General features: G+C 37.8%; 19 protein-coding genes. 11 read left to right on the forward strand and 8 right to left on the reverse strand.

The features are described 5' to 3' along the window. Nucleotides 1–20 precede the first annotated feature (20 nt). Nucleotides 21–2,174 (forward strand): outer membrane beta-barrel family protein, encoded by a 2,154-nt coding sequence (locus LUD75_RS04540; protein ID WP_232704483.1) that lies wholly within the window; start codon nt 21–23, stop codon nt 2,172–2,174. Between the two features lie 122 nt (nt 2,175–2,296). Here LUD75_RS04540 and LUD75_RS04545 read toward each other — a convergent pair whose 3' ends face one another. The 5 genes from LUD75_RS04545 to LUD75_RS04565 form a co-directional block, all read right to left on the reverse strand. After that, a complete protein-coding gene (locus LUD75_RS04545; RefSeq protein WP_232704484.1) occupies nt 2,297–2,986 on the reverse strand; it encodes an RNA pseudouridine synthase in 690 nt (229 codons plus the stop codon). A gap of 3 nt (nt 2,987–2,989) precedes the next feature. Continuing rightward, complete coding sequence (locus LUD75_RS04550) at nt 2,990–3,316, reverse strand: hypothetical protein (RefSeq protein ID WP_232704485.1); 327 nt, start codon at nt 3,314–3,316, stop codon at nt 2,990–2,992. 8 nt (nt 3,317–3,324) lie between these two features. Continuing rightward, the gene (locus LUD75_RS04555; RefSeq protein ID WP_232704486.1) at nt 3,325–4,176 is read right to left on the reverse strand and encodes an alpha/beta fold hydrolase; all 852 of its coding nucleotides are present in this window, start codon (nt 4,174–4,176) and stop codon (nt 3,325–3,327) included. Nucleotides 4,177–4,251: 75 nt separating this feature from the next. Further along, nucleotides 4,252–5,067: a 3-methyl-2-oxobutanoate hydroxymethyltransferase gene (gene panB / locus LUD75_RS04560; protein ID WP_232704487.1), complete on the reverse strand. Its 816-nt coding sequence runs from the start codon at nt 5,065–5,067 to the stop codon at nt 4,252–4,254. Between the two features lie 130 nt (nt 5,068–5,197). After that, complete coding sequence (locus tag LUD75_RS04565; protein WP_232704488.1) at nt 5,198–5,911, reverse strand: Crp/Fnr family transcriptional regulator; 714 nt, start codon at nt 5,909–5,911, stop codon at nt 5,198–5,200. 95 nt (nt 5,912–6,006) lie between these two features. Here LUD75_RS04565 and LUD75_RS04570 point away from each other — a divergent pair, with 95 nt between their 5' ends. The 10 genes from LUD75_RS04570 to LUD75_RS04615 all read left to right on the forward strand — a co-directional run bounded on the left by LUD75_RS04570 (nt 6,007) and on the right by LUD75_RS04615 (nt 15,698). Beyond that, nucleotides 6,007–8,385, forward strand: coding sequence for a heavy metal translocating P-type ATPase metal-binding domain-containing protein (locus tag LUD75_RS04570; protein ID WP_232704489.1), 2,379 nt, complete (start codon nt 6,007–6,009; stop codon nt 8,383–8,385). A gap of 111 nt (nt 8,386–8,496) precedes the next feature. Next, entirely contained in the window at nt 8,497–8,685 is a 189-nt protein-coding gene (gene ccoS, locus LUD75_RS04575) for a cbb3-type cytochrome oxidase assembly protein CcoS (protein ID WP_232704490.1), read from the forward strand. A 15-nt stretch (nt 8,686–8,700) separates the two neighbouring features. Then, entirely contained in the window at nt 8,701–10,986 is a 2,286-nt protein-coding gene (gene ccoN / locus LUD75_RS04580) for a cytochrome-c oxidase, cbb3-type subunit I (RefSeq protein WP_232704491.1), read from the forward strand. A 13-nt stretch (nt 10,987–10,999) separates the two neighbouring features. Then, nucleotides 11,000–11,197 carry a CcoQ/FixQ family Cbb3-type cytochrome c oxidase assembly chaperone gene (locus LUD75_RS04585; RefSeq protein ID WP_232704492.1) on the forward strand — a complete coding sequence of 66 codons (198 nt, stop codon included), beginning with the start codon at nt 11,000–11,002 and terminating at the stop codon, nt 11,195–11,197. Between the two features lie 104 nt (nt 11,198–11,301). Then, nucleotides 11,302–12,186: a c-type cytochrome gene (locus LUD75_RS04590; RefSeq protein WP_232704493.1), complete on the forward strand. Its 885-nt coding sequence runs from the start codon at nt 11,302–11,304 to the stop codon at nt 12,184–12,186. Between the two features lie 110 nt (nt 12,187–12,296). After that, on the forward strand, nt 12,297–13,748 hold the full coding sequence (gene ccoG, locus LUD75_RS04595; RefSeq protein WP_232704494.1) for a cytochrome c oxidase accessory protein CcoG: 1,452 nt from the start codon (nt 12,297–12,299) through the stop codon (nt 13,746–13,748). A 10-nt stretch (nt 13,749–13,758) separates the two neighbouring features. Continuing rightward, complete coding sequence (locus LUD75_RS04600; RefSeq protein ID WP_232704495.1) at nt 13,759–14,208, forward strand: FixH family protein; 450 nt, start codon at nt 13,759–13,761, stop codon at nt 14,206–14,208. Further along, on the forward strand, nt 14,199–14,936 hold the full coding sequence (locus LUD75_RS04605; protein ID WP_232704496.1) for a sulfite exporter TauE/SafE family protein: 738 nt from the start codon (nt 14,199–14,201) through the stop codon (nt 14,934–14,936). Before LUD75_RS04600 ends, LUD75_RS04605 begins: the two co-directional genes overlap by 10 nt. 100 nt (nt 14,937–15,036) lie before the next feature. Then, nucleotides 15,037–15,372 (forward strand): type II toxin-antitoxin system RelE/ParE family toxin, encoded by a 336-nt coding sequence (locus LUD75_RS04610; protein ID WP_232704497.1) that lies wholly within the window; start codon nt 15,037–15,039, stop codon nt 15,370–15,372. Nucleotides 15,373–15,374: 2 nt separating this feature from the next. Then, entirely contained in the window at nt 15,375–15,698 is a 324-nt protein-coding gene (locus tag LUD75_RS04615) for a helix-turn-helix domain-containing protein (RefSeq protein WP_232704498.1), read from the forward strand. A gap of 43 nt (nt 15,699–15,741) precedes the next feature. Here LUD75_RS04615 and LUD75_RS04620 read toward each other — a convergent pair whose 3' ends face one another. Genes LUD75_RS04620 through LUD75_RS04630 form a run of 3 tightly spaced genes read right to left on the reverse strand, consistent with a single transcriptional unit; the run spans nt 15,742 to nt 17,694 of the window. Continuing rightward, on the reverse strand, nt 15,742–16,215 hold the full coding sequence (locus tag LUD75_RS04620; RefSeq protein ID WP_232704499.1) for a DUF6702 family protein: 474 nt from the start codon (nt 16,213–16,215) through the stop codon (nt 15,742–15,744). A gap of 58 nt (nt 16,216–16,273) precedes the next feature. Continuing rightward, nucleotides 16,274–16,984 (reverse strand): TIGR00730 family Rossman fold protein, encoded by a 711-nt coding sequence (locus LUD75_RS04625; RefSeq protein WP_232704500.1) that lies wholly within the window; start codon nt 16,982–16,984, stop codon nt 16,274–16,276. Continuing rightward, on the reverse strand, nt 16,981–17,694 hold the full coding sequence (locus LUD75_RS04630) for a sugar phosphate nucleotidyltransferase (RefSeq protein ID WP_232704501.1): 714 nt from the start codon (nt 17,692–17,694) through the stop codon (nt 16,981–16,983). Before LUD75_RS04630 ends, LUD75_RS04625 begins: the two co-directional genes overlap by 4 nt. Nucleotides 17,695–17,710 lie beyond the last annotated feature (16 nt).

Genomic DNA, 17,710 nt, shown 5'->3' on the forward strand with positions numbered 1-17,710 from the left:
AATAAGTTACAAACAAAACTATGAGAATCAAATCTATCATTCCAATCGCTGGATTATTTCTAAGTCAAATCTACTTCGCACAGGAAACTCCGAAGAAGGAAAATGACAAAGAAAAACAAATCGAAGCGGTAACCATTACCAAAACTAAAAAGGCCGTTGAACAAAAAGCGGACAGAACCGTCTACGATTTCTCAGAACAGCCACATCTAAACTCCGGCAACACGCTGGAAGGATTGCAAAAAATCCCGGGATTGGTAGTTTCCGAAATGGCAGGAATGATTTATCAAGGAAAAGCTTTGGATGTCTATATGGACGGACGACCGTTGAACATCTACAGCACACAGTTGACGGCCTATCTGGAAGGACTTCCTGCGAACAGCATCGAAAGAATCGAGATCATCACACAGCCTGGCGCAGAATTCCCGGCAACTTCTGGTGGCGCTATCATCAATATCATCACGAGCAGAAATGCAAAATCATACTTGTCCGCAACTTACGCCGGTGGTTATCGTTTCAGCAATTATGACCATTTCAGAAGTAAATTCAACAATAGTTTGACGCTTAATTCCAAAAACAAATGGTTTGGATGGCAGTTGAACGTCGGCCAATCTTACAACGAAAGCGAGACAAAATCTACGATTGATGAAATCTCAAGATTGTACAATGACAATGTCAATAGAAATCAATATTTGAGAAGTGCTTTCACCTTTGATATTGGACAAGATCGATTGCTTCTGAACTACAATCTCAACTTAGGATCTTCGGATCGTTATGTGGATCGTTATTCTTTGTTCAATGGAACCGAATCTACCGGTAAAGATATCATCGACCAAAGCAATACACGAAATGAGGTGACTGCAACGTATCAGAAGAAATTTGATGATAAGAATAAAAAGTTAGAATTTAAAGGATCTTACACCAATTTCAGTAGTGATTTTGGGCAAACAGGAAGAACCATTTTGCCAACGCCTTCCATCAATGATAACGTTTTGAACAACGGCTCCAACCAAGATGTCTACAATTTCAGAATCGATTATGCTCAGCCGATCAAAGTATTAGACGAAGGTAAATTGAGCTTGGGTGCTTTCTACGACCAACTGGAGTTTTCTGCAGATAACTTTGGAATAGAAAATCTGGATTACAAAAGCAAAACGACTGCTTTTTACTCCGAAGCCAGCGCAACGAAAGGAAAAATGGATTTTGTTTTGGGACTTCGTGGAGAATATTACAACATCAACGGAACAAGTTTGGATTTTGAAACTGGCGGTTACGATAACTTGAGACCATTTGAGAAATTCAAAGTGTTTCCAAATGCAAGCATTCAGTACAACATTATTCCGAAAATCGCTTTCTTTAATGTCAATTACAACAAGAAAATCACGTTGCCCAATGTTGCCAACCTAAATCCAAATAACACGAGATACGGAAACGATAACATCGATTTTTCCGGGAACCCAAATCTCCAGCCAACGATCTTTGATAATTTCGAAGTGAAGTTAAGCGCTTTGAATTATGCTTTCATTGGCTATAATTTTACCCTAGCGAAAAATCAAGTGGTTCAAATCGTAGAAAGAGAAGGCGATGTTATCTTGCAGACCAGCGACAATCTTGACCGAATGAAAACGCATAATTTCAACATTGGATTTCCAATTCCATTAGCGATTTTCAATACGCCTTTCAAAGACATTATGAAAATGGATATGAATCCCGATCAGGTGAGTTTTATCTTCCTTTATGGCTCATATCAATTGCAACAAATTGATCAGATCATCAATCCGAAAGGCTACTGGACCTATAACGTGACAGGACAATTTATTTTACCTTATAAAACAAAATTCACGGCAAATTATACTTATTTGACCAAAGGAAACGAATTCTTTTTCTATCCAAACAAATCATTCTACAATACTTTGAATTTGTCTTTGTCACGGAAATTCAACAAAGAAAGAATGACGCTGACGTTGTTTGCGAATGATGTTTTCAACACCAATGAGACCAATCTCAGAACAACCAACGCGCTTCCAAATGTGAACATCCGAAACAAGAATGACACAAGAACTTACGGACTTTCTTTCACCTACAAGATCCCGACAAAAAACAAGCTAGCAAAGGAAACGCCTAACTTGCTAAATCAGGAGAAGAAAGAAGATTCTGGTTCTGTGCAACAATTATAATTAACATTAATTTTGTAATACCTCTAATCTCTCAATATCAATTGGGAGATTATTTTTGTTCTAAAATCGAAAAATTCATAGTAAATTTTTGATTCCATTCGAAAAAAAACGTTGATTTCTGCTTATTCACACGCCTTCCAAACCGCATCATTCTGCGGAACTGGCGCTATGATCTCAATCTTTTCTTTGGTCACTGGATGAATGAACTGAAGTTTTCTGGCGTGTAGGGAAATCCCGCCATCTGGATTGGAACGTGGTGCGCCGTATTTCAGATCACCTTTGATTGGTACTCCAATTTTTGATAATTGTGCTCTGATCTGATGATGACGACCTGTTTCCAGATCAATTTCCAACAGCTGGTAATTGTCCAAAGTTTTGATGATCGTGTACGTCAGAATCGATTCTTTCGCACCATCGGTCGGCTTTACAAAAACGGTGGCTTTGTTGGTCTTCTCATTTTTCTGCAGGTAATGAACCAGTCTTTGGGATTTCGGAATCATATCTTTTGCCGTGAGCGCCCAATATGTCTTTTTGATTTCCCGATTTTTTACCATCACTGTCAATCGCGTCAAAGCTTTCGAAGTTTTGGCGTAAATCACCAAGCCTGAAGTTGGCCTGTCAATCCTATGAACCAAACCAAGGAAAACATTGCCTGGTTTATCGTCTCTATTTTTGATGAAATCTTTGATCAATTCCAACAAAGACAGGTCACCGGTCTTGTCACCCTGAACAAGTTGTCCGGCTTTTTTGTTAATGACCATCATATGATTGTCTTCGAAGATGATCTGGTCTTCAGAAAAATGCTGATTCATAACTTAACCTCTAGAAATCCTTTGTCTATTGAATACCGAAACGATAACGCCCGTAAAAAGTCCAATCGTCTTGATCCTTGCAAATTGAGAATCGAAAGGCAAAAATGCGCCAACAATACACAATCCAGCAGCGATGTACATCAGATAAACAAATTTTTGATTAAGAAAAGTTTGCGCCTGAAAGATGAAACTCAATCCGATCAAAATATAAAAGAATCTTTGATAAAGCAAGTCTGTGATCTCCGGAGAAAATAAGTTGAACCAGCCTACCGCAAGGCAGATCAACGCCAAAATAGAGAGAACACCTTGTATTGTTTGAGAATTTTTCATTTTTAATTTTAATTTTTAGTTTGCTTGAAAAGCCATTTCGGGATCTCATCTACCAACTCGGCAGAGAGAATATTGTTGTGATATTTGTCTTTATATTCCCACAGGAAAACGTTTCCTTTGATTTTCATCTCGTCAAAAAATTTGAAATTGCTTTGAGGAAAATTGTCTGTATCCAGACTTCCGTGTACGATCCAAATTGGCATTTTCGTCAATTCTTCCATTTTATCAAACTGAGAAATCCCTGAAACGTTGATCGCCGCTGAAAAAAGATCAGGCCTTTTGGAGATTGCGTTGGAAGTCGTTGCGCCGCCCATCGAGAATCCCATCACGTAAATCCTGTTTGGGTCGATATTTTCTTTTGTGATTAATGAATCAATGGACTTTAAAACCAGATCCAAATGTTCATTGGACTCAGAAACTTTCACATTTCGGGTTTCATCCAAATGATAATTGGAAGAGCGAATCGGAAACTGCGGCGACAAAACGTAAGCCTTATATTTTTCCCGAATCTCGGGAAGCAACCACATTTTCGACAAAACGCCCATTTGAGACGTATTGTTCGTCCCGACTGCACCAGAACCGTGGAAGACCAATATCAAAGGATATTTCTTGTCCTGTTCGATTTTCGAAGGTTTCAGAAAACGATAATTTACAGCCGTTTTTCCATTATCAAATTTCCCCGCTTTGAAATCAGAATAATCCAGATTTTTGATTGCCTTGATTCTCTCCAAAGATGTCAACGAATCTTTTTTGTCGTAGATCTCTGTTCTCGTTCCAAATTTGGTTTGATGACAAACGCAAGAAAAAACTGACAAAATGATGATAATTAAAGATAAAGATTTCGTGATTTTCTGAACCATTCTAATGTTTTTATATTTAAAACCCTTTCAGAGTTTGGAACTCTGAAAGGGTTAATTGTATTTTCTTTTTTTAAATTAATAACTTTCCTTATCGTTCGGGAAGTCAGCACTTTTTACATCTTTCACATATTGCGAAACAGCGCCAGTGATCTCTGTATAAAGATCCAAATATCTTCTAAGGAACTTCGGTGAAAATCCTTGATTCATCCCGACCATATCTTGGTAGACCAAAACCTGACCATCACATTCCGCCCCAGCACCAATCCCGATTGTAGGAATCGAAATACTTTCTGAAGCTCGCTTTGCAAGTGCTGCAGGAATCTTTTCCAAGACGATTGCAAAACATCCAAGCTCTTCCAACAGTTTACAATCAGCTATCAATTTTTCGGCTTCGGCATCTTCTTTCGCTCGTACTTTATAGGTTCCGAACTGATAAATACTTTGAGGCGTCAAACCAAGATGTCCGCAAACAGGAATTCCAGCATTAATGATTCTTCTGATTGATTCTTCGATTTCTTTTCCGCCCTCAATTTTCACAGCGTGAGCGCCACCTTCTTTCATCATTCTTACAGCAGATTCCAAAGCTTTCTCCGGATTACTCTGATAAGTTCCGAATGGCAAATCAGCAACTACCAAAGCTCTTTCCACGCCGCGAACCACGCATTGTGTGTGATAGATCATTTGGTCAAGTGTAATCGGCAAAGTCGTTTCAAAACCAGCCATTACGTTCGCGGCGGAATCACCTATCAATATAGAATCTACACCACCAGCGTCTACCATTTTCGCTGTTGTGAAATCGTAAGCTGTTAGCATTGTGATCTTTTCCTTATCGAATTTCATTTTTCGCAAGGTTTCTGTGGTGATCTTTTTTATTTCGGAGTGTACAGACATGATTATGAATGATAAATTATAAGTGATAAATGATTAAAAAAAATGAAAATGAACGATGAAAATTTAAAACGACGAATTGCTCATAAATTATCATTGACGTTGTCGAATCTTCGATTTCATCGATTATCATTTATATCACAACGTGACCAAGTTTGATCAGTTTGTCGCGGTTTAGGATCTTGATATTTCTTCCTTCAACAGAGATCAAATCGTCTTGTTTGAATTCGGAAATTAGTCGAATTGCGCTTTCAGTTGCAGTTCCGATCAAGTTGGCAATTTCCTCTCTCGTCAAAGAAATTTTAATAAAACCTTCAGGATCTGTTCCCAATTTTTGCTCCAACAGAATAAGGATCTCTGCCAATCTTTCTCTCACGGTTTTTTGCGCAAGGAAGGTTACCGTGTTCGCGGATTCGCCCAATTCGTAAGCAATTTTCTGAAGCATTGCGTAGGATAATTTGGAATCAACTTCCAATAAATGAAGGAAGATGTCGGCAGGTAAAAACTGAACTGTCATAGGCGTCATCGCTTCTGCATTGGCCTGGAAATTTTCGCCGCAAAGCAAAGAACGGTAACCAATCAGATCATTTTCCTTACAGAATCTCAAAATCTGATCTTTTCCGTAAACGCCTGATTTAGACAATTTTGCAGTTCCTTTTTCGATGAAATAAACCCCTTTTGGAGATTCACCGTCTTCAAAAACGACTTCACCTTTTGCGAATTCCAAAACTTTTAGTGCTTTCTCGTACACCTCAAAATCTTCAGAATTAAGACTTTCGCGCAAAGAATCTTTATGGAAAGCTTTCGAGAAATTTTGTTCTATAACCAATTGTTGTTCAAGAGACATACCTATGACATTTGTCAGCAAAAATAAGACTTTTTAACGCTACATACCAATATTTTTGCCGTAATTTTGCAATCCAAATATCTGAGTAATTTTTAATGGCAGAACAATGTTTTCACTGCGGGCAAAATATCGATCAGGAACGAATTCTTTTTGATGAAAAATTATTTTGCTGCAACGGTTGCCAATCGGTTTATGAAATTCTGAACGTTCATAATCTGGACAATTTTTACAATATCAACAAGCGTTCTGGAATCCGTCCAAGCAACGAAAACAATTCACAATTCGATTATCTCGACACGCCCGAAATCTCTACCAAAATTGTAGATTTTTCTGAAGGCGGAACTACACTTGTGACCTTCAAGATTCCGGTAATTCACTGTTCTTCTTGCATTTGGCTTTTGGAAAGTCTTCATACGATCAATAAGAGCATCAAATATTCTCAGGTTAATTTTACCAGAAAAACGGTTCAAATTTCTTTCAAAGAGGATGAATTGAAACTGAGTGAATTAGCAAAATTCCTTACAAACCTCGGCTACAAACCGGTTATAAATCTGGAAACGGCTGAGAAGAAAGTCGACAAATTAGACAAAACACTTCTCATCAAATTGGCAATTGCCGGATTTGCCTTTGGAAACGGAATGTTCTTCAGTTTTCCTGAGTATGTTTCGGGTGACGATGTTTGGTTTCATTCTTACAAACATTTGTTCAGAGTTATCTTATTCTTGCTGGCGACTGCAGTTGTATTCTACTCAGCTTCAGATTATTATAAATCTGCTTGGTACGGTTTGAAAAACAAAATTATCAACATCGATGTTCCAATTGTTCTCGGGATTTTCGTATTGTACGGCAGAAGTATCTATGAGGTCGTAACCGATTATGGACCAGGCTATTTCGATACACTTTGTGGCTTGCTATTCTTTATGCTGATGGGAAAAATGTTCCAGAAAAGAACATACAACACGCTTTCTTACGACAGAGATTACAAATCTTTCTACCCTATCGCTGTGACGAAAGTCGATTTTGATGGAAAACAGGAAAATATCTTGCTTTCCGAATTGGCTGTTGGCGACAGAATTATGGTCAGAAATCAGGAAATCATCCCTGTAGATTCTATTTTGATTAAAGGAGAAGGTAATATTGACAATAGCTTTATCACAGGAGAATCTGCGCATATTTCCAAGAAACCTGGCGATAAGATTTTTGCCGGTGGAAAACAATCGGGTTCAATTCTGGAACTTGAAGTTATTAAAAGTGTGGATCAAAGTTATCTGACTCAACTTTGGAATAAGGAAGCCTTCAAAAAATTTGAAACTGGACTTGACACATTAACAAATACGATTAGTAAATACTTCACATTCATTATTTTAGGAATCACTTTGCTTGCAGGAATCTATTGGGCAAGAATTGATACGGAGAAAATGTTCCAGGTGGTTTCTGCGATTTTGATTGTGGCTTGTCCGTGTGCTTTGGCACTGTCTGCGCCGTTCACTTTTGGTCACATTATGAGGATTTTAGGTCGGAATAATTTCTATGTAAAAGATACTTTGACGATTGAAAGACTGGCGAAAATTGACACTTTGGTTTTTGACAAGACGGGAACCATTACGGAAAGTAAAAAATCGAACATCAATTATTTCGGAAGTGAAATTGAGGATGTTGATTTGAAGAATATCAAGTCTTTACTTAAAAATTCAAACCACCCGCTTTCGAAATCACTTTACAATTTCATTGAGGTGAATGATGATTATTTTGAAGTCGAAGATTTCGTTGAGATTTCAGGAAAAGGTTATCAGGGAAAAGTTCGTGGAGCAACTTATAAAATTGGTTCAGCGAGTTTTACAGGTGAAAAATCTCAAGACCTGGAAACTGCGGTTTATATTAAAAAAGATGAAACTTTCATTGGAAAATTCACTTTCAAAAATGAATACCGAAGCAATCTGTCAACACTTTTCGGTAATTTAAAAAATTATAAAATCAATATTCTAAGTGGCGACAATCCTTCAGAAAAATCGATTTTGGAAAAACTCATTCCAAATGTTTCGGAGATGAAATTCAATCAAAATCCGGAAAACAAGCTGGACTTCATAAAAGAACTACAAGACAAAGGACAAAAAGTGGCGATGCTTGGCGACGGATTGAATGATGCAGGAGCTTTAAAACAGAGCAATGTCGGAATCGCAATTTCGGATGACAGCAATTCTTTCACGCCATCATCTGACGTGATTATGAACGGTGAAAAAATTCCGGATTTGGATAAATTTCTTGCACTCTCGAAGGATGCAATTACGATTGTAAAAATCACATTCATAATTAGTTTGTGTTACAATGTTGTAGGTGTCAGCTTTGCGGTTTCCGGACATATGCATCCACTTTTTGCGGCGATTTTTATGCCTTTGAGTTCTGTGACCGTCGTTACATTCACGACTCTTTCAACCTGGCTTCGAAGTTCCAAATACTTCAGGATAAACATTTAGAATGCCCTTATTTAGAGTAATTATAAATTATCCATATTTCTACCATTCTGACCAAAGTCAGTAATTTTCACTAAATTTGACGACTGTTTTTACCTTAAATTTGTCGCAGTTATGGAGATTCTCTATTTGATGATTATCTGCAGCGTTTCTTTAGCTGTTATTTTCCTGGTAATTTTTATTATTGGTGCTAAAAAAGGACAGTTTGAAGACGATGAATCGCCGGCCGTCAGAATTTTATTTGATGACGAGGTAAAAACAAAAAAGGAGACAGAAACTCCTGACAAAAAAGATAAAGAATAATTGCTATTTGTAGATATGGAAACACAAAAATTTAGTTATGACAACGGTATTGTTCGCGCTTTTCTTATCGCGACGGTCGTTTTCGGTTTATTAGGTTTTTTATTAGGACTGACGGCTGCGTTGTTGCTATTTTACCCTGAATTACCAGAATTTTTCCTGGGAACGGATGACCCGACGATCCAGACTTTAAGAAGCGGCGGACTGGAAGGTTTGATCAATTCTCAAGGTGCTTTTGGATTTGGGAGAATTAGAATGATGCACACCAGCACTGTAATTTTCGCATTTGTAGGGAACAGTTTCTTTGCAGGATTTTACTATTCTATGCAGAGATTGTTGAAAACCAGAATGTGGAGCGACACTTTATCTTGGGTTCATTTCTGGGGCTGGCAGTTGATGTTGGTGACGACACTTATCACTTTCCTGATGGGAATCAACACTTCCAAAGAGTACGCAGAACACGAATGGCCGATTGATATTTTGATCACGGTGGTTTGGCTGATCTTTGGTTTCAATATGTTTGCTACAATTGCAGTTAGAAAAGTAAGACACTTGTATGTGGCGATCTGGTTCTACATCGGAACTTGGGTTGCGGTTGCAATGCTTCATATATTCAACAATTTAGAAGTTCCATTGTCATTCACAGGATGGAAATCTTACTCTGCTTATGCGGGTGTGAAAGACGCCTTGGTACAATGGTGGTATGGTCATAATGCGGTTGCATTCTTCCTGACTACTCCGGTTCTTGGGATGATGTATTACTTCGTTCCGAAAGCAGCAGACAGACCCGTTTTCTCATACAAATTATCGATTATTCACTTCTGGTCGCTGATCTTCGTCTATATCTGGGCAGGTCCTCACCACTTACAATATACTTCTCTGCCAGCTTGGGCTCAGGCTGTGGGAACAGGTTTCTCTATTATGCTTATCGCACCATCTTGGGGAGGTATGCTGAACGGTCTATTGACTTTGAGAGGAGCTTGGGATAAAGTAAGAGAAAATCCGGTTCTTAAATTCTTTGTTGTAGCGGTAACTTGTTACGGTATGGCAACTTTCGAAGGACCACTTTTGGCAACTAAAACCGTTAACAAAGTAGGTCACTTTACTGACTGGGTAATTGGTCACGTTCACTTAGGTGCACTTGGCTGGAATGGTTTTATGGCATTTGGAGTTATTTATTACTTAGTTCCAATTATGTGGAGAACCAAACTTTGGTCTGTAAAATTAGCTAACTGGCATTTCTGGTTAGGAACTTTCGGGATCATTTTCTATGCAGTTCCATTATATATCGCTGGATTCACACAAGGTTTGATGTGGAAACAATTTAACCCGGATGGTACTTTGATGTACAAAAACTGGTTGGATACCGTAACTGCTATTCTTCCATTCTTTAAACTGAGATTTGTAGGTGGATTCTTATATTTCACCGGAGCTATTCTGATGGTTGTTAACTTAGTTGCAACAGCAAGAAAAGGATCATTCCAAAAAGAAGTTCCTGTAGAAGTTCCTGCTTTGGCAAAAATCAACAAAGGAAGAAAAGAAGGCGAGACATTCCACCTTTGGTTGGAGAGAACACCATTATATTTATCAATATTATCTTTCATTGTGATCGCAATTGGAGGATCAATGGAAATTCTTCCTACAATATTCATTAAAGAAAATGTTCCGACAATTTCTGCCGTGAAGCCTTATTCGCCACTTGAATTAGAAGGTAGAGATTTATACATCAGAGAAGGTTGTAACTCTTGTCACTCGCAGATGATTCGTCCTTTCCGAGATGAAGTTGTAAGATTCAACGGTAAAAACGGACAATATTCCAAAGCTGGAGAGTACATCTATGACAGACCATTCCTTTGGGGATCTAAAAGAACAGGTCCGGATTTGCAGAGAGAAGGTGGCGCTAGACCAGATTCTTGGCACTTCAAGCATATGTACAATCCAAGATCTACTTCCGCAGGTTCAATTATGCCTAGATTCCCTTGGTTAATTGAAAATACATTGGACAGAAGCAAGACCAAAGCGAAACTGGAATTGATGAAGAATACTTACGACGTTCCATATACTAAGTCTCAAATTGACAGTATGGATACCTGGATGAATAACCAAGCGAACGCAATTGTGAAAAATGTATTCTCTGAAGCTGATGACGTGAAAAAATCATTTGCTGAAGCAAAAGCCAACAAAGCAAAATCAGGAGAACAATTTGTTCCGCTTGAGAAAAGAGAGATTGTCGCTTTGATATCTTATCTGCAAAGACTTGGTACGGACATCAAAACAACAGAAGTAAAAACAGCCAGTAATTAATAATTAAAATAAAATGATTCCGCAAAGTTTCAAAGACATCGTCTCCAATGTGGAAAATGCAGGTTTGTTTCAGACCATTGCAATGATCATCTTCATTTTATTCTTTGTTGTAATGGTTTATATTGTTATCAATAGACCGAAAAAATATTACAAGGAAGAAGAAAATGCACCTTTGGAAAAAGATCACGAAGACGACGAATTTACTTTGTAATTAAAAAAGATAATTAATCATGAAATCGCCATGATTTGCAAGTGCAAAATATCTATGAATATCGTGCGATTGCATATGGCAATTCAAAACAATAAAATCTACACATGAAAAGAAGAACACCTGTTTATATTAATATTCCAATCGTTTTAGGATTACTAATTATTGTTTTTTACATGTTCTCCCAAAGCTCAGACTTCCTGTCTTCCAAATTTTTCCTTGGAACAGCTTTGATAAGTATCGTAGTGGTATTTATTCAAGGTGCTATTGGAGATTTGATTGAGAATGAAAAATTCAAAAAATTAACTGATACAGAAAAAGCAACTTACATCTCTGATAAAAAAGTGCCTTACTTCCAATACCTTTGGAATGGCGCTTTCAAAAGCCAGTCAGAAAAAGAAGAAAAAGATATCCTTATCGATCACGGATTCGACGGCATTATGGAGCTAGACAATCAGCTTCCAAAATGGTGGTTAGGTCTTTTCTACTTCGGAGTAGCATATTGTATTTTATATGTATCATCTTATTTCTTAACAGATTTTGCACATCCATACAAAGAATACGAGCAGGAATACAGAGAGCAGACTGCTGCGATCAACGAATATATGTCAACTGTAACGCAGCCGACTTTAGAAACGGCAGTATTCTCAGAAGATAACGTAGAAGCCGGTAAAGCTGTTTTCGAAACCAACTGTGTGTCTTGTCACGGAGAAGGAGGAAAAGGCGGTATTGGACCTAACCTGACAGATAATTTCTGGATCAACCAACCGGAGAAAACTTTATACAAAACGGTGTTCTGGATGGTAGAAAACGGAAGTCCGAATAACCCAACAATGCAAGCTTGGGGTAAAAATGGCGTAGTTTCAGGATTTGATATGCAAAATGTGGCAGCTTATGTCTACCATATCAATCAGGAACAAGCTCCTATCACACCTGCACAAGGTGGCGCAGCTCCGCAAGGAACAGAAGCGCACTGGGAAAAAACTAAGTAATATCATATAAAAGAGATTGTCAAAGAATATCGTTCTCTTCGGAATGGTATTTGAAAATGAATACTACACTGTTCATTTTCAGGACAATCTCTTTTTTTATCTAAAATATTATGAGTACTACAGAAAAAAAATACAACGAAGCGGAAAGCTGGGTCGTAGAAGCTGAAACATTCAGAGACTCTGTAGGGACAATGGATAATACCGGCAAAAGAAAATGGGTATTTCCAAGAAAACCTAAAGGAAAATTTACCAATTACAGAGTTCTGGTAAGTATCTTATTATTGGCAATTTATTTTGCTGTTCCATTCTTGAAAATTAATGGAAATCCGGTTCTGTTATTCAATATCATAGAACGTCAATTTTTTATTCTCGGACAGCCATTTTATCCTCAGGATTTCTTTATTCTCGCTCTGGGCGCAATCGTTTCACTAATATTCATCATCATTTTTACCGTCGTTTTCGGAAGGATATTTTGTGGCTGGATTTGCCCTCAAACTATTTTCCTGGAAATGATTTTCCGTAAAATAGAATATGCGATAGAAGGCGACCGAAACAAACAAATGCGACTCGACAATCAGGAATGGAACACAGAAAAAATCTGGAAGCGCTCCTTGAAATGGTCTACTTTCTTATTGATTTCCGTCATCATCACCCATATTATGTTTATGTACATCGTTGGTTATGAAGAGGTTTTCCGAATTATGCAGGAAGGTCCGTTTGCAAAACCGACGAATTTTCTGGTAATGATACTTTTCACCGCGGCATTTTATTTTGTATTTGCCTGGTTTAGAGAACAGGTTTGTACAATGGTTTGTCCTTACGGAAGACTTCAGGGCGTTTTGATTGATAAAGAAACCATCAACGTTTTTTACGATTATAAAAGAGGAGAAAACCGCGCCAAATGGAAAAAAGGCGAAGACAGAAAAGCTGAAGGGAAAGGCGATTGCATCGACTGTAAACAGTGCGTTGTCGTTTGCCCAACCGGAATAGATATCCGTGACGGTCTGCAGATGGAGTGCGTGAATTGCACCGCTTGTATCGACGCTTGTGATGAAGTGATGGTAAAAGTGGGACTTCCACCAGGATTGATCCGTTATGCATCCGAAAAAGAAATCGAGGAACAGCAAAACTTCAAATTCTCCGGAAAGATGAAAGCTTATAGCGTTGTATTGCTGGTTCTCGTTGCTTTCTTAGGTGGATTATTATACAACAGAGGCGAAATGGAAGCCAAATTCCTAAAACCTCCTGGATCCACTTTCTTCGTGAGAGACGGAAAAATTACGAACACTTACAATTATACGTTCCTTAATAAGTCGAACGAGAACAAAACCGTTATTATCAAAATCATTGAACCTAAAAATGGCGAGATTTCTTCCGGAACTTCCAACAGAATTATAATGAAACGGGATGCGATGATCAAAGGTACTATCAATGTTAGTTTCCCTGAAAGTCAGATCAAACTGTCAAAACAAAATCTGGAATTGGGCGTTTACGATATGAATGGAGAATTACTTGATTCTTACAGCACATACTTTGAAGGGCCATTCAAATTTCAATTTTAATTAATTATTAATGAAAAACTTAAATTGGGGACACGGATTGATGATTGCATTAGGCTGTTTTATCCTTTTCATCCTCTTTCTGATCTTTATATTTCCAATGGGAAAACAGAATGCAGAAATGATTTCAAATAATTACTACGAGGAAGAACTGAAATACCAAGACGTCATCGATGCCAAAAATAATGCAGCGAAATTAGAAAAAACGCCAACTTATAAAATAACTAGTGAAGGTCTTTTGATAACATTCCCTGAAACTATAAAAGTGGATGAAAACACTGTCAACTTCGTTTTGTTCAGAACTGAAGATTCCAATTTGGATGTAAAAAAAGAAGTCACTTTACAGCACAATCTTTTCTTGATTCCTGCCAAAGTCATCTCGAAAGGTTCTTACACCTTAAAGCTAAAATGGACAGAGAATAAGAAGCCTTATCAGGTGGATTATGACATCTTATGGAAGTAGCACTCATCATATCGGCCATTGGTTTGGGATTCGCATCCGGATTCCATTGCATCGGCATGTGTGGACCAATTGCACTTTCAATGGGATTGACGAAGAATCAGAAGGCCAACTTCTATCTTCAAAATCTCACCTATCAATTCGGAAGGATTCTCACCTACTCTATTCTTGGCGGAATCCTGGGCATCATTGGTCAAAGCTTCGAATTGGCTGGATTTCAAAAATATCTAACTGTTTTGGTCGGAATTTTATTGATTGTAATGGCGATTTTCTCTTTCGGAGGAAAAGATTTCGCCGCTAAAATCCCATTTGTTTCAAGAGCTTTGCTGAAGGTGAAAATGAAACTTGGGAAAATCCTACAACGCCCCGATTACAAATCCCGATTCGCCACTGGAATTCTGAATGGACTTCTACCTTGCGGAATGGTCTATATGGCTTTGACGGCTTCTCTCGCAGCCGGCGGAATCTGGCAAAGTTCACTCTTTATGTTCCTTTTTGGATTGGGAACTTTCCCTTTTATGTTCGCCGTTGTTTACTTGGGGAATTTCATCACAACAGCTTTCAGAGTAAGAATCCTGAAAGTCATTCCAGTGATGATGATAATCTTGGGCGGATTGTTCGTTTTAAGAGGTTTGGAACTAGGAATTCCTTACGTTTCCCCACACTCCGAATCTTTGCACGTCAATCACTCTACAGATGGTTTTCACACAGACCATACGAATTGTCATTAATTTAATTTTACTTTAAGATTTAAATAGTCATAAATTACAGTAATTCAGCAAATATTTGTTTCCTTATTGGGAAATATCTATCTTTGAGAAAAACAAATGAATGAAACCAAAATTCGATATCGAGTTGTTACCTGAGGCTGTGCAGTTTTTAGATGATTTGGATGATAAAGCACGAGAAAAAATTTATTATAATTTGAGAAAAGCGCAAATAGTCACAGACAATGAACTCTTCAAAAAATTAAATGATATTATTTGGGAATTTCGGACAATTTATAACGGCAAAGCCTATAGACTTTTTTCCTTTTGGGACAAATTAAATGGAAAGGATACGTTGGTCATAGCAACGCACGGGATTTTGAAAAAGACTCAAAAGACACCTACGAAAGAAATTAAAAAAGCAGAAGAAATAAGAAAGCAATACTTAAAATATAAATAGTTATGTCAGACAAAAAATATAAAACAGTTTCTTTAGATAGCTTGATAGATAAGCACATTGGAACTAAGGGAACAGAGAAACGCGAAGTATTCGAAAATGAATTAAAAATAGATTTATTAGGACAAGCCATCAAACAAGCAAGACAAGAGCGTAATCTGACACAAGAGCAACTGGGGAATTTGGTTGGCGTTCAGAAAGCTCAAATTTCAAAAATTGAAAACAGCGTCAAAAATGCGAGGTTTGAAACCATTTTAAAAGTATTTGATGCACTAGGAGCCAAAGTTAATTTCAATGTAGAATTGAATGATAAGAAATTAGCTTATTAAATTTAAACATAAAAAAATCGGCCATCTGACCGATTTTTATTTTTTAGAAAGTGACTTCCGAAGTTTCTTTTCCTTTCTGAAAGTTGAGTGTCTTCAAAGCTCCTTTATACGTTATATTCACAATATTGACCTGTTTCGGAAACTGTCCAATCAAAATACTGTTCTTGATTTTCAAACTAGAAATATCAGAAACACCACTCGCTTCATAATAAACCCAAACCGATTCACCATTGACCTGACTTCCTGTGAAAGTCAATTGCTTAGCAGCGCCGTTGATAGAAACATCTACATTATTATTCACATATTTTTTCACTTCCGCTTCAAAACCTGCAGTTGCTGGGTCGATTTTCACGGCTTGAGAGATGTGACCTGTGTTTAGCTTCGTTGTGAACTTCAAAGTTTTGGTTCCGTCGATGTAATCCACTTTGGTCATTGATGAAAAGAAATCCAATGCTGTAAAGCTAAAAAGCCCAACCAGCAAGATTCCTAGAGACAATATGAGTATTGATTTTTTCATTTTAATGTAATATTTAATAACTTTTACTATTGATTATGGTCAAATTATATGCCACGCCTTAGAAATTCACACTTACCGAATATTTGTCGTAGAACGCTTTGATATGCGCCACCGCATCTTCCGCCGTATCCACAACCCGGAAAAGCTCCAAATCTTTCTCGGCAATCAAACCTTCTTTCAACAATGTGCCTTTGAACCAATCCAACAATCCGCTCCAGAACTCACTTCCGACCAAAACGATTGGAAACTTCCCTATTTTATTGGTCTGAATTAAGGTCAAAGCTTCCGACAATTCGTCCAAAGTTCCAAAACCTCCAGGCATCACCACGAAACCTTGAGAATATTTGACAAACATTACTTTCCTAACGAAAAAATAATCAAAATTGATATTATAACCTTTGTCAACGTACGGATTAAAGTGTTGTTCGAAAGGCAACTCGATATTCAAACCTATGGATTTTCCGTGTCCGTTCGCACCTCTGTTTCCGGCTTCCATTATTCCAGGTCCGCCTCCGGTGATGACCCCAAAACCGATTTCCGTGATTTTCTTCGCAATGTCAACCGCCATTTTGTAGTAGTAATTATCTTCCTTCAATCTAGCCGAACCAAAAATTGAAACACAAGGTCCAATCCTCGCCATTTTCTCGTAACCATCCACAAATTCCGACATCACACGGAAAACCATCCAGCTGTCTTTCGTAATCGTCTCGTCCCAGGTCTTCTGGCGCAGACTTTCCTGCAATCTTTTATCGTCGTCCTGTTCTATCATCTGAAAATTCTTTCTGCTTCAACAATAGATTCCGGTCTTCCAACATCAACTAAGTTTGAAGTGTGCTGATAACCGACAATGATATCTTCTTTCATCAATTCCATATATTCATCCATAATGGAGAATTTTCCGGTTCTTGTGAATTTATCAAAAATCTCAGAATTCACGCAATGAACACCACTGAAAGCCAATTCTCTCAATTTGAAAATTCCGCCAACGACCGTTTTTTTATTGGTTTGAAGATTTCTCCAACCTTTCAAAAACATTTTATCATTGAACATCAGTTTTCTGGAACTGTCTCTGTCAGAAACGGCCAAAGTAATCATTGCACCTTTGGTCTCGTGAAGTCGGATAAAGTTGCTGATATTGAGGTCTGTCAGAATATCGACATTCATTATCAGAAATGATTTCTCATTCTCAAGGAATCTTTTTGCTAAAAGTAGTCCGCCGCCAGTTTCTAAAAGTTCTTCGTGCTCATTTGAGATTTCGATGTTCGCGCCGAAGTTATCATTCTCAGCCAAGAAAGCGAGAATCTGTCCTCCGAAATGGTGAATATTAATAACAAAATCATTGATTCCAAAACCTTGCAGGTATTTGATATTTCTTTCGAGAAGTGGTACGCCGTTGACTTTTGCCAAAGCTTTCGGATGTTCGTCAGTGAAAGGTTTCAGTCGTGTTCCCTTTCCTGCAGCAAATATTAATGCTTTCATATTTTATAAATGATAA

The sequence above is a fragment of the Epilithonimonas sp. JDS genome (assembly GCF_021261315.1).
Classification (GTDB): Bacteria; Bacteroidota; Bacteroidia; order Flavobacteriales; family Weeksellaceae; genus Epilithonimonas.

Coding starts and splice junctions, on each gene's coding strand:
- LUD75_RS04540 (WP_232704483.1), top strand. CDS start 21: ATGAGAATCAAATCTATCATTCCAATCGCTGGATTATTTCTAAGTCAA.
- LUD75_RS04545 (WP_232704484.1), bottom strand. CDS start 2,986: ATGAATCAGCATTTTTCTGAAGACCAGATCATCTTCGAAGACAATCAT.
- LUD75_RS04550 (WP_232704485.1), bottom strand. CDS start 3,316: ATGAAAAATTCTCAAACAATACAAGGTGTTCTCTCTATTTTGGCGTTG.
- LUD75_RS04555 (WP_232704486.1), bottom strand. CDS start 4,176: ATGGTTCAGAAAATCACGAAATCTTTATCTTTAATTATCATCATTTTG.
- panB (WP_232704487.1), bottom strand. CDS start 5,067: ATGTCTGTACACTCCGAAATAAAAAAGATCACCACAGAAACCTTGCGA.
- LUD75_RS04565 (WP_232704488.1), bottom strand. CDS start 5,911: ATGTCTCTTGAACAACAATTGGTTATAGAACAAAATTTCTCGAAAGCT.
- LUD75_RS04570 (WP_232704489.1), top strand. CDS start 6,007: ATGGCAGAACAATGTTTTCACTGCGGGCAAAATATCGATCAGGAACGA.
- ccoS (WP_232704490.1), top strand. CDS start 8,497: ATGGAGATTCTCTATTTGATGATTATCTGCAGCGTTTCTTTAGCTGTT.
- ccoN (WP_232704491.1), top strand. CDS start 8,701: ATGGAAACACAAAAATTTAGTTATGACAACGGTATTGTTCGCGCTTTT.
- LUD75_RS04585 (WP_232704492.1), top strand. CDS start 11,000: ATGATTCCGCAAAGTTTCAAAGACATCGTCTCCAATGTGGAAAATGCA.
- LUD75_RS04590 (WP_232704493.1), top strand. CDS start 11,302: ATGAAAAGAAGAACACCTGTTTATATTAATATTCCAATCGTTTTAGGA.
- ccoG (WP_232704494.1), top strand. CDS start 12,297: ATGAGTACTACAGAAAAAAAATACAACGAAGCGGAAAGCTGGGTCGTA.
- LUD75_RS04600 (WP_232704495.1), top strand. CDS start 13,759: ATGAAAAACTTAAATTGGGGACACGGATTGATGATTGCATTAGGCTGT.
- LUD75_RS04605 (WP_232704496.1), top strand. CDS start 14,199: ATGGAAGTAGCACTCATCATATCGGCCATTGGTTTGGGATTCGCATCC.
- LUD75_RS04610 (WP_232704497.1), top strand. CDS start 15,037: ATGAAACCAAAATTCGATATCGAGTTGTTACCTGAGGCTGTGCAGTTT.
- LUD75_RS04615 (WP_232704498.1), top strand. CDS start 15,375: ATGTCAGACAAAAAATATAAAACAGTTTCTTTAGATAGCTTGATAGAT.
- LUD75_RS04620 (WP_232704499.1), bottom strand. CDS start 16,215: ATGAAAAAATCAATACTCATATTGTCTCTAGGAATCTTGCTGGTTGGG.
- LUD75_RS04625 (WP_232704500.1), bottom strand. CDS start 16,984: ATGATAGAACAGGACGACGATAAAAGATTGCAGGAAAGTCTGCGCCAG.
- LUD75_RS04630 (WP_232704501.1), bottom strand. CDS start 17,694: ATGAAAGCATTAATATTTGCTGCAGGAAAGGGAACACGACTGAAACCT.